The sequence below is a fragment of the Pseudarthrobacter sp. Hb11 genome (assembly GCF_059383655.1).
Window position 1 is genome coordinate 65471 of sequence record NZ_JBWZCM010000002.1, and the last position, 13112, is coordinate 78582.

Annotated in this window: 14 protein-coding genes; all 14 read right to left on the minus strand. The window is 63.4% G+C overall.

The features are described 5' to 3' along the window. Positions 1 to 56: 56 nt before the first annotated feature. The 14 genes from atpA to prfA all read right to left on the minus strand — a co-directional run bounded on the left by atpA (position 57) and on the right by prfA (position 12899). Positions 57 to 1694: a F0F1 ATP synthase subunit alpha gene (gene atpA / locus AC50X7_RS04065; RefSeq protein ID WP_307094617.1), complete on the minus strand. Its 1638-nt coding sequence runs from the start codon at positions 1692 to 1694 to the stop codon at positions 57 to 59. Between the two features lie 82 nt (positions 1695 to 1776). Further along, positions 1777 to 2604 carry a F0F1 ATP synthase subunit delta gene (locus AC50X7_RS04070; protein WP_494977874.1) on the minus strand — a complete coding sequence of 276 codons (828 nt, stop codon included), beginning with the start codon at positions 2602 to 2604 and terminating at the stop codon, positions 1777 to 1779. Then, entirely contained in the window at positions 2604 to 3155 is a 552-nt protein-coding gene (locus AC50X7_RS04075) for a F0F1 ATP synthase subunit B (RefSeq protein WP_307094615.1), read from the minus strand. The genes AC50X7_RS04070 and AC50X7_RS04075 overlap by 1 nt, the downstream gene beginning before the upstream one ends. Before the next feature lie 52 nt (positions 3156 to 3207). Then, positions 3208 to 3411 carry an ATP synthase F0 subunit C gene (atpE, locus tag AC50X7_RS04080; protein ID WP_009356484.1) on the minus strand — a complete coding sequence of 68 codons (204 nt, stop codon included), beginning with the start codon at positions 3409 to 3411 and terminating at the stop codon, positions 3208 to 3210. A gap of 81 nt (positions 3412 to 3492) precedes the next feature. Beyond that, on the minus strand, positions 3493 to 4293 hold the full coding sequence (gene atpB / locus AC50X7_RS04085) for a F0F1 ATP synthase subunit A (RefSeq protein WP_494977875.1): 801 nt from the start codon (positions 4291 to 4293) through the stop codon (positions 3493 to 3495). 81 nt (positions 4294 to 4374) lie between these two features. After that, a complete protein-coding gene (locus AC50X7_RS04090; RefSeq protein ID WP_494977876.1) occupies positions 4375 to 4713 on the minus strand; it encodes an AtpZ/AtpI family protein in 339 nt (112 codons plus the stop codon). Further along, positions 4706 to 5188: a Cg1360 family ATP-synthase-associated protein gene (locus tag AC50X7_RS04095; RefSeq protein WP_494977877.1), complete on the minus strand. Its 483-nt coding sequence runs from the start codon at positions 5186 to 5188 to the stop codon at positions 4706 to 4708. The genes AC50X7_RS04090 and AC50X7_RS04095 overlap by 8 nt, the downstream gene beginning before the upstream one ends. 97 nt (positions 5189 to 5285) lie before the next feature. Then, positions 5286 to 6311: an MraY family glycosyltransferase gene (locus tag AC50X7_RS04100; protein ID WP_494977878.1), complete on the minus strand. Its 1026-nt coding sequence runs from the start codon at positions 6309 to 6311 to the stop codon at positions 5286 to 5288. Beyond that, a complete protein-coding gene (locus AC50X7_RS04105; RefSeq protein WP_494978239.1) occupies positions 6308 to 8086 on the minus strand; it encodes a polysaccharide biosynthesis protein in 1779 nt (592 codons plus the stop codon). Before AC50X7_RS04105 ends, AC50X7_RS04100 begins: the two co-directional genes overlap by 4 nt. A gap of 189 nt (positions 8087 to 8275) precedes the next feature. Next, positions 8276 to 9238: a glycosyltransferase gene (locus AC50X7_RS04110; protein WP_494977879.1), complete on the minus strand. Its 963-nt coding sequence runs from the start codon at positions 9236 to 9238 to the stop codon at positions 8276 to 8278. 6 nt (positions 9239 to 9244) lie between these two features. Beyond that, positions 9245 to 10156 carry a glycosyltransferase gene (locus AC50X7_RS04115; protein WP_494977880.1) on the minus strand — a complete coding sequence of 304 codons (912 nt, stop codon included), beginning with the start codon at positions 10154 to 10156 and terminating at the stop codon, positions 9245 to 9247. A 1-nt stretch (position 10157) separates the two neighbouring features. Further along, positions 10158 to 10919 (minus strand): L-threonylcarbamoyladenylate synthase, encoded by a 762-nt coding sequence (locus tag AC50X7_RS04120; RefSeq protein ID WP_494977881.1) that lies wholly within the window; start codon positions 10917 to 10919, stop codon positions 10158 to 10160. Positions 10920 to 10931: 12 nt separating this feature from the next. Further along, positions 10932 to 11804, minus strand: coding sequence for a peptide chain release factor N(5)-glutamine methyltransferase (prmC, locus tag AC50X7_RS04125; protein ID WP_494977882.1), 873 nt, complete (start codon positions 11802 to 11804; stop codon positions 10932 to 10934). Positions 11805 to 11825: 21 nt separating this feature from the next. Beyond that, complete coding sequence (gene prfA, locus AC50X7_RS04130; protein ID WP_307094605.1) at positions 11826 to 12899, minus strand: peptide chain release factor 1; 1074 nt, start codon at positions 12897 to 12899, stop codon at positions 11826 to 11828. Positions 12900 to 13112: the final 213 nt, after the last annotated feature.

Consider the following 13112-nt stretch of genomic DNA (forward strand, 5'->3'; position numbering starts at 1 on the left):
ATTCCGTAGACCGGGTGTGCCGGACCCTTAGGGCCCGGCACACCCGGTCAGTGGAATTAGCGCTTCTGCTTGACGATTTTTTCCTGGTCGACATCGCCCTCGGAGATAGCGCTGTGCTCCTCGTGGCCGGCGCCTACCAAGTGGTTGTCACCCTCACCGAAGAAGCCCTTTTTGAAGGCCACGATGGCGGACTTCAACGCTGCCGCGGTGTCGTCGTCCAGCACGTTGGTCTGCGCCAGCGTGGTCAGGATCGAGGACTTGTGCGTGAGGTGCTCCAGGAACTCCGACTCAAAGCGGCTGATGTCCTCAACCGGCACGTCATCGAGGTAGCCGTTGGTGCCTGCCCAGATGGACACAACCTGGTTCTCCACCGGGAACGGCGAGTACTGGCCCTGCTTGAGCAGTTCCATCAGGCGTGCACCACGGGTGAGCTGCTGGCGTGAAGCGGCATCCAGGTCCGAGGCAAACATGGCAAATGCCTGCATGTCGCGGTACTGGGCGAGGTCCAGCTTCAACGTACCGGAAACCTTCTTCATGGACTTCACCTGTGCGGCGCCGCCCACTCGGGACACCGACACACCAACGTCAACAGCAGGACGCTGGTTGGCGTTGAAGAGGTCGGACTGGAGGAAGATCTGGCCATCGGTGATGGAGATGACGTTGGTCGGGATGTAGGCAGAAACGTCGTTTGCCTTGGTCTCGATCAACGGCAGGCCGGTCATGGAACCCGCGCCCAGCTCGTCGGAGAGCTTTGCACAACGCTCCAGCAGGCGGGAGTGCAAGTAGAAGACGTCGCCCGGGTAGGCTTCGCGTCCCGGCGGACGGCGGAGCAGCAGCGACACTGCACGGTAGGCCTCAGCCTGCTTGGACAGGTCATCAAACACGATCAGGACGTGCTTGCCGCCGTACATCCAGTGCTGGCCGATGGCCGAGCCGGCGTACGGTGCGAGGTACTTGAAGCCTGCGGGGTCGGAAGCGGGAGACGCCACGATGGTGGTGTACTCCAGTGCGCCGTTGTCCTCGAGGGTCTGGCGGATGGCGGCAATGGTTGACGCCTTCTGGCCGATTGCCACGTAGATGCAGCGGACCTGCTTGGTCACATCGCCCGAAGCCCAGTTGGCCTTCTGGTTGATGATGGTGTCGATCGCAATGGCAGACTTGCCGGTCTGGCGGTCACCAATGATGAGCTGGCGCTGGCCGCGGCCGATCGGAATCATGGCGTCGATAGCCTTGAGTCCGGTCTGCATCGGCTCGTGCACCGACTTGCGCTGGGTCACGCCGGGAGCCTGGAGCTCCAGTGCGCGGGTGGTCTCGGCCTTGATCTCACCGAGGTCATCGATGGGCACGCCCAGCGGGTCGACAACGCGGCCGAGGAAGGCGTCGCCCACGGGCACGGACAGAACCTGTCCGGTGCGGTGGACTTCCTGGCCTTCTTCGATGCCGGTGAAGTCGCCGAGGATGATGACGCCGATTTCGCGGACGTCAAGGTTCTGGGCGAGGCCCAGGGTGCCGTCCTCGAAGCGCAGCAGCTCGTTCGCCATGACCGAGGGAAGGCCCTCAACACGGGCGATGCCGTCACTAGCGGTGGTTACGCGGCCGACCTCTACGCGCTCTGCGTTTCCGGGTTCGTAGGACGCCGCGAACTCGTTCAGCGCATTACGGACGTCGTCGGCGTTGATGGTCAATTCGGCCATCTGCAGTCCCTGCTCTCCTGTTTTGTGATCACCGTTGTCCACGATGACCGGGGTTTCTATCAGTTTTGTTGTGCTTGTCCGGCTAGCCGGCCAGCTGGCGTTGCAGCTCGCCCAGGCGGGTGATGACCGAAGCGTCGAGCACTTCGTCACCTACCTGGACGCGGATGCCGCCAATGAGTGCCGGGTCAACGTTGACGTTGACCTTCAGTTCCCGCCCGTACATTGCATTCAGGCCCGCCTGGAGGCGTGCAAGCTGCTCAGGTGTCAGGGGACGGGTCACGCTGACCGTTGCAATCCAGCGCTGCTGCCGCTTGGCCGCCAGTTCGGCGAACCGCTCCACAAGCCGGGTGGGCTTGATGCCGCGGGGCTGGGTTACTGCCTGCGTGATGAGGACCTTTGCTTCCTCGCCCACGCCGGGCACCAGCTTCTCGGCGAGTGCAGCCTTGGCCGCAGCGCTGGCTTGTGGTTCGGACAGAGCACGTTGTACCTCGTGGCTGGAGGCAACGGCCTGGTTGAAGGAGAACAGATCGTTCTCCAGCTCTTCCAGGCCAGAGATTCCGGAGGCAGAAACGGCCGACTTGTTTTCAGCAACGGAAATGACCACCGTTGCGGCAAGAGTCTCGAGTGCATCGCCGATATCCCGTGCGGTTGCCCAGCGTGAGCCGGCCAGCCCGCCCGCGATCTCTGCAGCATCAGCGGAGACTTTTCCGCCAACCAGCTGCCTGACCAGCGCCGACTTTTCGTCACCGTTGCGGGACGGGTCAGTCAGGGCGCGGCGCAAGCCAGCCGAGCTGTCCACCATTCCCAGAATTCCGAAGAGTTCCTTTGCCAGCTGCAGTGACGCCGTCGGAAGCTTGGCTTCCAACCCGGCCAGCCCTGTTGCCAGCGATTCGCTCGATACGCCTGCCATTACTTAGCTGCACCTGCGTTCTGGGTCTCCAGATCTGCAAGGAAGCGGTCCACTACACGTGCTGCACGCTGGTCGTCGTTGAGCGATTCGCCAACGATGCGGCCGGCGAGGGTGGTGGCCAGGGTGCCGACCTCCGAACGCAGGGACACAACGGCCGCCTGGCGCTCGGATTCGATCTGGGCGTGGGCCTGGGCCGTGATGCGGGCAGACTCTGCAGCTGCCTTTTCCTTGAGCTCCGCGAGGATCTGGGCACCTTCGGCGCGTGCTTCCTCACGGATGCGGTTGGCTTCGGCGCGGGCGTCGGTCAGCTGCTGCTTGTACTCTTCGAGTGCAGCAGACGCCTCAGCCTGGGCCTTTTCAGCCTTTGCAATGCCGCCTTCGATAGCCTCGGCACGCTCGGCGAAGGTCTTCTCGAACATCGGGACAACGAACTTGACCACGATGAACATGAGAATGGCGAAGCCCACGAGGGTAACGCCCATTTCCCAGAGGTTGGGCATCAGGGGGTTAACTTCGCCCTCAGTGGCGGCTGAGATGATCAGCTGATTCATATTTCACCCGTCCTTTTCTACTCGGTTCTGTAAGTTCGCTTCGTTCTAAGGACTAGAGAACGAAGGCGAAGACCAGGCCGAGGATGGCGAGGGCTTCGGTCAGCGCAAGGCCGAGGAATGCGATCGGCTGCAGGACACGCTGTGCTTCCGGCTGGCGGGCGACGCCGTTGATGTAGGCAGCGAATACGAGACCAACACCGATACCACCGCCGATTGCGGACAGACCGTAACCTACGAGGTTGAGATTGCCTTCCATTTTTCTTCCTTTCAAGATGCCACCCATGTGGCAGGTTGTTTGGGTTGCTATCATCCCCGCTAGGGGAAGCTTAAGGGTGCCTTAGTGGCTGTCGGCGTGAAGCGCGCCTTCGATGTAGATCGCGGTCAGCAGCGTGAATACGTAGGCCTGCAGGACCATGATCAGGGCTTCAAGCATGTACATGGCGATGGCGCCGGCGAGAACCAGGACGGAGGTTCCCTTGAGCAGGATGTTCTCCTGCATGATGAGGTATTCGATGCCGGATCCGGCGATCATCACGATGAGGTGTCCTGCGAGCATGGTCGCGAACAAACGGAGGCTGTGCGTGACGGGCCGGACCAGGAAGTTGGAGATGATCTCGATCGGGATCACGATCGGAAGGATAAACCAGGGAACGCCGGAGGGCACGGTGGCCAGCTTGAAGTAACGGAGTCCGTTCTTCCTGACGCCGATGGCGATCCAGGTGAAGTAGACAATGCCAGCCAGTACATAGGCGCCGCCCACGTGCGAGAACGTGGGGAGCTGGAACAGCGGGATGGCGCCGTAAATGTTGTTCACCAGGATGAAGAAGAACAGGCTGAACAACAGCGGGACATACTTGATGAAGTCCCTGCCGCCGATGATGTCCTTGGCGATTCCGTTGCGGACGAAGCCGTAGGCGGCTTCGCCGGCGAACTGGAGCTTGCCTGGTACCAGCTGCTGCTTGCGTGCGGCGAGCACGAAGAAGACGGCGATAAAGACAACAGAGAGGAGGACCAGCAGCATCTGCTTGGAGAATCCTTCTGCGGCACCCCACGGCAGGATTGCCGGCAAATGCATTTCGTTAATTCCAGGAGGAGTAAACTCTCCTGAATCTTGGGCCGGGAGCGCAAGCGCGATCAACGCGTTTCCTCTCTGCAGTGTCCATCATTGGGCGTTGGGCGGGGACCGGCAGCCTGACGGCCTGCTGTTCCCCCTGTGAAATTATTTGGCATTAGTGTCGCCGTCCTGGGACGGCCCGCTGGCAGCATGGCGCTCCCCAGCGTTTTTGCGAGAACTGGTAAGGCCATGCATATGGGAAAGGTAAAAACCTCCGACGGCTCCAAGCAGAGCGCCTGCGAGCACGATCCAGCGCGTTCCCCACACGTAATCCAGTCCCCACCCTATCAAACTCCAGACGATGATTCCGCCAACGATGTAGCTGAATACGGCCATGCCGGCGTTGTATCCGCCGCTGGTTCCGTCGCTCGATACACCGGTGGCAGAGCCGTTTGATCCGTCCGTGCTGTTGGTGCCTTCTCCGGGTTTCTTTGGATCACGCATCGCGGTTTTCCTTGGTTTCTGGATCGTTGTAGATCTGAAGGCGGGCTTTGCTGAAACCGTAAAGTTCTGCAGCCTGCCAGAGTACGACGGCGGTGACGGCACCTACGACGAACCAGCGGCCATGCAACCACTGGGGAGCGCCGATGACGAAGAGGACAGCGGCGAAGCCGACCACCTTCACGAAGTAGGTGGCGACGAACATGCCAATTGCTCCGGAAGGATTGTTGCGCCCCATGAAGTGGCCCACCAGAAGGCTGATCCCGAAGAACAACATCACCAGCAGACCGCCCAACGTACTGGACAGGGCACCGCTTCCGCCGTTAAGGATTGCTGCCGGGACTGCGCACAGGGCGAGCCCGGCCGCCGCAGCCACGGAACTCCGCGTGAGGAGGTTCAGCCACAAAGACGGTGTGGGGCCGGAGGCGCCAACGTTTCCGCTGCCGGACTCAGGTCCGGACTCGGCGTTGGAGGTCATTCGATCCCAATCGTCGGCACCAACAGGCACGTGGCCATGAGGCAGGTTTGGAGGGCAGCTTTGGCTGCCCTCAAATTCTACACGAGATAGAACACGGCTAGCTCACGGGGAGGCGTGTGACCTTCGACGGGCGCCGGTACCGGCGGATGAGGTCCGGGCTGGCCAGGTACAAAGCGATCACCAGCACGCCGGCGGCCACGCACAGGGCGACGACGGGGAGCGAAGCAGTGGCGGCGACGAAGCCTAGGGTGATGACGGCTGCGGTGCATAACGTGACGGTGGCGGCTGACTGCAGGTGCGAGAAGCCTACGTCCGTGAGCCGCTGATAGACGTGTTCCCGGTGGGACGCGTACCACCGCTCCCCTGCCTTGATCCGGCGGAGCAGGGTGTAGCCGGCGTCCGCGGCGTAAACCAGAATCGGCGAAAGAACGTATTCGACGTAGACCCCGCCGAGGAAGCCTGCTACCGCCAGGGCTGCTATCGACGCACCCAGTAAGTAGCTGCCGACGTCGCCCAGGAAGACTGAACCCCGCCCCAGGTTCCATGGGAGGAAACCGAGGAAGGACATTGCCAGGACGGTGCCGCCGGCGGTCAGCCAGGGCTGTTCGGACAGCAGGCCGGCCATTGCGTAGGCACCCCCGGCCGTCACCCCGTGCAGGCCCGAAATGCCATTGACTCCGTCCATGAAATTGGCGATGTTGACATAGGCTGCGATCGCCACGGCAGCGAGCGGCAGCCACCAGAACGACTGTCCCGTGAGTACGATGAGCATCGCGGAACCGGCCGCCCCGATGCCGAGCTGGGCGGCGGCGCGCCCGCGGATGGACATGCCGCGCAGGTCCTCGACCCAGCCCACGGCTGCGCAGGCGGCAATGATGCAAAGCACGGTGGCGGCTACTGAGCGGTCCACCGTGACGACCCCCAGCAGCAATGCTGCAGCGTAGCCGGCCGCTGTGGCCAGGGCTACGGCCATACCCATTCCCCGAATGGTCACTTTCACGTGCGATGAACGGGCAGAGGGAACATCAACCACGCCCAACCGGACCAGCCACGGCTTCACCGCAAAGGGAAGCAGCAGGCTGGCCAACAGCGTAATCCCGGCAACCAGGGCCAGTGGGATCACGACGCCACCCGGATCTCACCGGCGTCAGTGGCCTCATCATCGGGAATGTCGGCGATGCCGGCACCTTGTTCCGCCTCGCAGCGGGCCAGCCAGACGTCGAGGTCAAGCTCGTCCGGGTCCTGTTCCGTTGCCCTGGTGTGGGAAATTTTCGGATGCAGGGGGCGCTTATCCAGCTCGCCGCTGCCGACCAGTACCTCGTGCAGCTTCTCCCCCGGCCGCAGCCCGGTGTAAATGATCTCCACGTTCTTTCCCGACATCGCAATCATCCGCTGTGCCACATCCAGGATCCGGACCGGTTCACCCATGTCCAGGATCAGCACATCGCCCCCGGTACCGATCGCACCCGCCTGGATCACCAACTGGCAGGCCTCGGGGATGGTCATAAAGAAGCGGGTGACGTCGGGGTCAGTGACGGTAACGGGACCGCCAACGCGGATCTGCTCAGTGAAAAGTGGCAGCATCGAACCGCGGCTGCCCATCACGTTGCCGAAGCGGACGGAGACGAACTTGCTGCCGGTCTGGCCGGCCATCCATGCCGTCAGTTTTTCGGCAATCCGTTTGGAGTGGCCAAGGGCGGTGGTGGGGTTGGCCGCTTTGTCGGTGGAGATGTTAACGAAGTGTGAGACACCGGCGCGCTGGGCGGCGCGCAGGACGTTCAGGGTGCCGCAGACGTTGGTTTTCCAGGCTTCCACCGGATATTGCTGCAGCAGCGGCGCGTGTTTCAGTGCGGCAGCGTGGAACACCACTTCAGGGCGTCGGTCCTGGAAGATGTTCTGCAGGGCTTCGGCGTCGCGGATGTTGGCCAACACGGTATCCCGGCCTGCCAGGAGGCCGTGGCCGCTGATGGAGATCTGGGTCTGCTGCAGGCCCGTCTCGTCGTGGTCCAGCATGATCAGTTCCGCCGGGTCGAACTGGACAATCTGCCGGCAGAGCTCGGATCCGATGGAACCGCCGGCGCCGGTCACCAGCACCCGCTTGCCCTTGATGTACCCGGCAATTTCGTCAACCTTGATGTCTACGGGCCGCCGGCCGATCAGGTCTTCAACCGCTACGTCGCGGAAGTCGGAGAAACCCGCGGGCGCGCCGGTGCCCAGCATGTCCCGCAGCGGGGGAAGTACCAGAACACGCACGTTGAGGCCGGCAACAGCGTCCGAGATGCGGCGGACCACGGTGGCCTCCACGTTGGCGAAGGCCAGGACCAGGACTGTTGCGCGGGTGCGGCGGATAATCGCCGGCAGGTCATCCCCGCGGCCCTGGACCTGGACGCCGGAGAGGCGCAGGTGCTTCTTGGCCGGGTCATCGTCGATCAGGCCAACCGGAAAGTATGGGGAATCCTGGTCCTGCAGCATGCGGGTCACCAGGGAGTTGCCGAGAAATCCGGCGCCGTAAACCAGTGTGTTTTGTGCCCCGTCCCCGGGCCGGGCCCTGCCCTCTACGTAGAGCCGTTTAGCGTAACGTGCGGCGCACATAAAGAGGCAGGCGAAGGGAAAGGCGATCAGGCCCACACTGCGGCCGACTTTGATGGCCTCATAAAGCACCAGGAGGCTGGCAGTGATGGAGGCAGCCACAATGACGGTGACGAATACAAGTGCCCGTGCCTCCTGGAAGCTGCCGAATGGATACCGGCCCCGGTACAGGGCGAGGGAGTATCCGGCGAGCATCTGGGCCACCACAGCGATGGCGGCGATCACGAACGCTCCGGCGAACTGCTCCACCCGGATGCCCATCTCGTAGCGCAGCAGCAGCGCCAGGCCGATCGCCACGACCCATGACATCGAGTCGAGGAAGAGCTGGATCCAGATCCAGAGGGCGGGCTTCTCGTCCCGTACTGCGCCATGTGCGCGCGTTTCTGATTTTGTACTCAACGAAAGATGCAACCGACTTCCACTACCACGGCGGCCAGGCGCCTGTTTCAAAATACCCCGCCGCAAAACTGTCGGACCGCTTCGGGGCCTAGAACGATACTAATCGCTTCGGGTTCCGCTGCCCGGATGTGCCGGCAGCGAAGGCATGGGTTTCCAGCCCTTGTCGGCAAGGATGCTGCGTGATTCACGCCAACCCTGCCACAGCGCATCGGCCCCTTTAAGGGTGCGCTCAACGAGGACCAGCCGGACAAGTTCCTTCAGGAAGGTCAGTGCTGTGCCGGCTGCGAAACCCGCCCGGTTGAATTTGCCGTGTGCCCGCAGGTAATGCGCCACGTGCCCGCGGTTGCGCATCACATAGCGGCGGCTCAGGTCGGACGAATCATTAAGGTGGCGCAGCCCCAGGTCCACTTGCCGCTGCGCGCGGACCTTTTTAATGACGAAGGCGTTGACGTACACCACCGGTGTTTGCTGCGCGGCCAGCCAGCCGTAGATCAGATCGTCCCAGGTGATGAAGAAGCGTGGATCCGGCAGGCCAATGCTCCGGGCCACGGTGGCGTTGATGAGCATTCCCTCAAAGTTCCCCACGTTCGTGCGGAACACCTCCGAGTGCCGGAACACATCGCGCGAGACCGGGAGGAAGATGCCCAGCGACTCGACAAAATGGTGCTGCCAGAAGAACGGTTTGCCGTTTGCGTCGTACCGGCGGCCGATCAGGCAGGAGTATTCGGGCGTGAACTTCCCCAGTGCCTCCACCGCGCCGGGAAGCACCTCGACGTCGTCGTCCATCAGCCACAGCCATTCGGCGCCGTTTTCCAGCGCCAGTTCCACGCCGCGGGAGAACCCGCCGGCTCCGCCGACGTTCCCGTCCAGGCGTTCGTACTGGATGGGCGGCCCGCCGGCAGCGAGGGCCTGGGCGACGACTTCCGGCGTGTGATCGGTGCTGGCATTGTCCACGACGAGGATCCGCGCAGGTGCGGTATCCAGCCGGGCGAAGGAATCGAGCAGGTTGCGCAGGAAGTCGGCGCGGTTGTATGTGACGACGACGGCGAAAAGGTTCTCCACGGCGGCCTAGCTGTTCGTGGACATCAGTTCCGCGGGCGAACCAAAGCCCTTGCCGCGGAAGCCGGTTGAATAGGCCCGTAACCAGTGCACCAGGCCCTTGAGGTCCCGGGCCTTCAGGAAGTAGTAGGGGAAGCCGATGATGTCCGCGCTGAACCACCGGAGGTTCCGGTACTTACGGGTCAGGTAGCCCCGGTTACGGAAGTAGCAATAGCGCTTGAACTCACCCTCGGGGATGACGGGGGTGATGAACCCGCCGAAGACGGGTTTCATCTCGGTCCAGGTGGCGGGGTGCTGCACGGCGACAGTGGCGAGGGTGCCGTACTTCAGCCCGGCCTTCTTGACGCGCGACAGGAAATCGACTTCGTCGCCCCGGATGAAGAACTTCACATCCGGAATGCCGATCCTGTAAAAAACCTCGGTCCGGATGAGCGCCCCGTTGAAGAAGTGCACCATGTCCGGAAGGTAGCCCATCGGCTCCAGCCGTGACCGGTCGTTGGTGAGCAGCCCGTTGATGCGGAAATTGAAGGACAACCGGTTAGGGTCGGCCGTTGCGGCTACCAGCGGGCTGATGATGTCGAGCTGGTGTTCATCGGCCGTGCGGAGCAGTTCGGCCAGGCAGCTGGCGTCTTCGGGGTGGCCGTCGTCGTCCATCATCCAGATCCACTCGGCGCCGCTGGCCATGGCCGCGAGGATGGCGTAGGCAAATCCGCCCGCCCCGCCGAGATTGGCTTCGGAGCGCAGGTAGTTGATGTTCTGCGCTCCCCCGGCATTGACGACGTCGATGGCCGGGGCAGTGCCGGAGTCCACCAAAGCGATCGAATGGATCGGCGCTGTCTGCGCGGCCAGGCCCTTCAGGAGCAATGCAAGCTCCTCGTGGCGGTCAAAGGTCACGGCCGCGACGGCCACCTTGGGCTGCATGTCAGTTCCCCGGGTGGTTGTCGGTGGTGCTGACGGCACTGCTGCCGGCCGGGCTGTGGGCTTCAGCCGCCGGCTCCTCTGGTTCTTCCGCTGCCATCGGAATCTCACCCAGCCCCAGCACATCCGGCACGTGCTCACGGAGCTGATCAAGCGTCACGGCGCCGTTCCGGACCACCCGCAGGCGGGGGCCGGTAGCGTCAACAATGGTGGAGGGCACTGCTGCCTCGCCTTCGAGCGGGCGGAAGCCGCCTTCGAGGTAAACCTCAACGGAGTCGGCCAGCTGCTCGCGCGCTGCGGCGGCTGTCTGGCCCGGAGCATGGCCGGTGCGGTTGGCGGAAGAAACCGCCAGCGGCCCGGTGAGGGTCAGCAGTTCCTGGGCGATTTCGTCGTCGGGCATGCGCAGCGCCACCGTGCCCTTGGTTTCCCCAAGATCCCAGTCCAGGGACGGCTGCGCGTGCAGGATAAGGGTCAGGCCGCCCGGCCAGAAGGCTTCGGCGAGCTTGCGGGCGTCCGCCGACACGTCCGTGGCGAGTCCGTCAAGGGCGTTGATGCGCGGAATCAGGACGGGCGGCGGCATGGCGCGGCTGCGTCCCTTTGAGACCAGGAGCATGGTGACGGCCTGTGGCGAGAAGGCGTCGGCAGCAATCCCATAAACCGTATCCGTGGGAAAAACCACGCACTTCTTCTCGCTGATGGCCCGCTGGGCGTGCTCAAGTCCTTGGGCGCGCTCGTCGTCGCTGGTGCAGTTATAGGTTGTGGTCACGCGCCTATTCTTTCATTCCTTGTGGTCCGGATCCGCGAGCAGGGCACTGGTGGCGCGCTCCTTGCTGTTGAGGTCCAGATGCGTCCTGATGCTGGTCCAGTTCCCTGTCCTGGCCAACATGGCCGAGATCCAGCCCGCTTGGACTTCCGCATGTTCCATTACGAAGTAGCCGCCCGGTACCAGCAGCCGGGCAGCGGAGGCGGCCGCCGCCGTCGGAAGTTCCATTCCGTCCGCTCCCCCGCCATACAGCGCTTCCGGCGGATCGTGCAGGGCAACTTCGGGTTCGGTGGGGATGGCTTCGGCGGGAATGTAGGGCGGGTTGGAGATGACGACGTCGAAGGTTCCGTTGAGTTCCGGCAGCGCGTCCCGCAGGTCCCCGAGGACCAAATGGACGCCCAGGGGGGCCAGATTCTTCGCTGCCCAGGCATGTGCGAAGGGGCTGAACTCCACCGCGTGCACCTCCGCGCCGGGCACTTCGTGGGCGATGGAGCCTGCGATAGCGCCGGATCCGGTTCCGAGGTCCACGATCCGCGGGTGCCGCATGCCCGCGACGTGGTCGATGACCAGCTGCACCACGGATTCGGTCTCCGGGCGGGGTACGAAAACGCCTGGACCCACGGAGAGCTCGAGATACCGGAAATGCGCCAGACCGGTGATGTGCTGCAGCGGGATCCTGCTGGCACGCTCTGCCACCAATTCCCCATAGCCCTCAGGGGCAGGGGTATCCCCCAGCATCATGGCGCGCAGGCGGCCCAGCCCGACATTCAGCAGATGGTCGGCGAGCAGCTCGGCGTCCACCCGCGGGCTGGGGACGCCGGCGTCGCGCAGAATGTCGGTTGCCTCGCTGACGGCGTCCGCGAGCGACTGCCCTGGCCCAAATGTCATCCGCTGTATTCCCGGAACGAGTTAGTCGCCGATGGCGTCCAGGCGGGCCTGTTCGTCCATCTCGATTGCCGACTGGATGACCGGCTCCAGGTCACCGTTCATGACCTGGTCCAGGTTGTACGCCTTGTAGCCGGTGCGGTGGTCCGCAATCCGGTTTTCCGGGTAGTTGTAGGTGCGGATGCGCTCCGAGCGGTCCATGGTGCGGATCTGCGACTTCCGCTGGGCCGAGTTTTCGGCGTCGATCTGCTCCTGCTGGTGCGCCAGGATACGTGCCCGCAGCACGCGCATTCCGGCTTCACGGTTCTGCAGCTGGGACTTTTCGTTCTGCATGGCCACCACGATGCCGGTGGGAAGGTGGGTAATGCGCACGGCGGAGTCGGTGGTATTCACGGACTGGCCGCCGGGACCGGAGGACCGGTAGACATCGATCTTGAGGTCGTTTTGGTTGATCTCGAGCTCTTCCGGCTCATCCACCTCGGGGAGTACCAGCACGCCCGCGGCAGAAGTGTGGATGCGGCCCTGGGACTCCGTCACGGGAACGCGCTGCACCCGGTGCACGCCGCCTTCGAACTTGAGCCGCGCAAAAACGCCCTCGGCAGGATCGTTGGAGCTGCCCTTCACGGCAACCTGCACGTCCTTGTAGCCGCCGAGGTCTGATTCCGTGGCGGAGATAATTTCGGTTTTCCAGCCGCGGGACTCCGCATACCGGGTGTACATCCGCAGGAGGTCCGCAGCGAACAGGGCAGCCTCGTCGCCGCCTTCACCGCCCTTGACCTCGAGGATCACGTTGCGGGCGTCGTCAGGGTCGCGGGGAATGAGCAGCCGCCGAAGTTTGGCCGCGGCGACTTCCAGCGACTCCTCCAGCTCAGGCACCTCAGCAGCAAACTCGGGATCCTCGTCAGCCATCTCCTTGGCAGCAGCCAGGTCATCCTGGATGGCTTCCCACTTGTGATAGGCCTCAACAATCCCATTGAGCTGAGCCGAACGCCGCCCAAGCTTCCGGGCAAGCCGCTGATCAGCATAAACAGCAGGATCCCCCAGCTGCGCCTGGATAGCATCATGCTCATCAAGCAGGCCCTGTACGGACTCAAACATCTATAAACCTCTTTCGACTTGTAGCCAAGTCTAATAATGCGACAGCGAAGGTGGACAAGCCGCGAAGGCGACAGACTGAGGAGTCGGTCGGTTTTGCCGCCCCGGGAGTGGCATCGGGCCTGCCGGAGCTGGGCGGCGAACGATCGCAGATCGAAAGCCGCCCAGCGTAGGGGCGGGGGCGGCAAAACCGAACGACGAAGGCGGGGCCCGCAA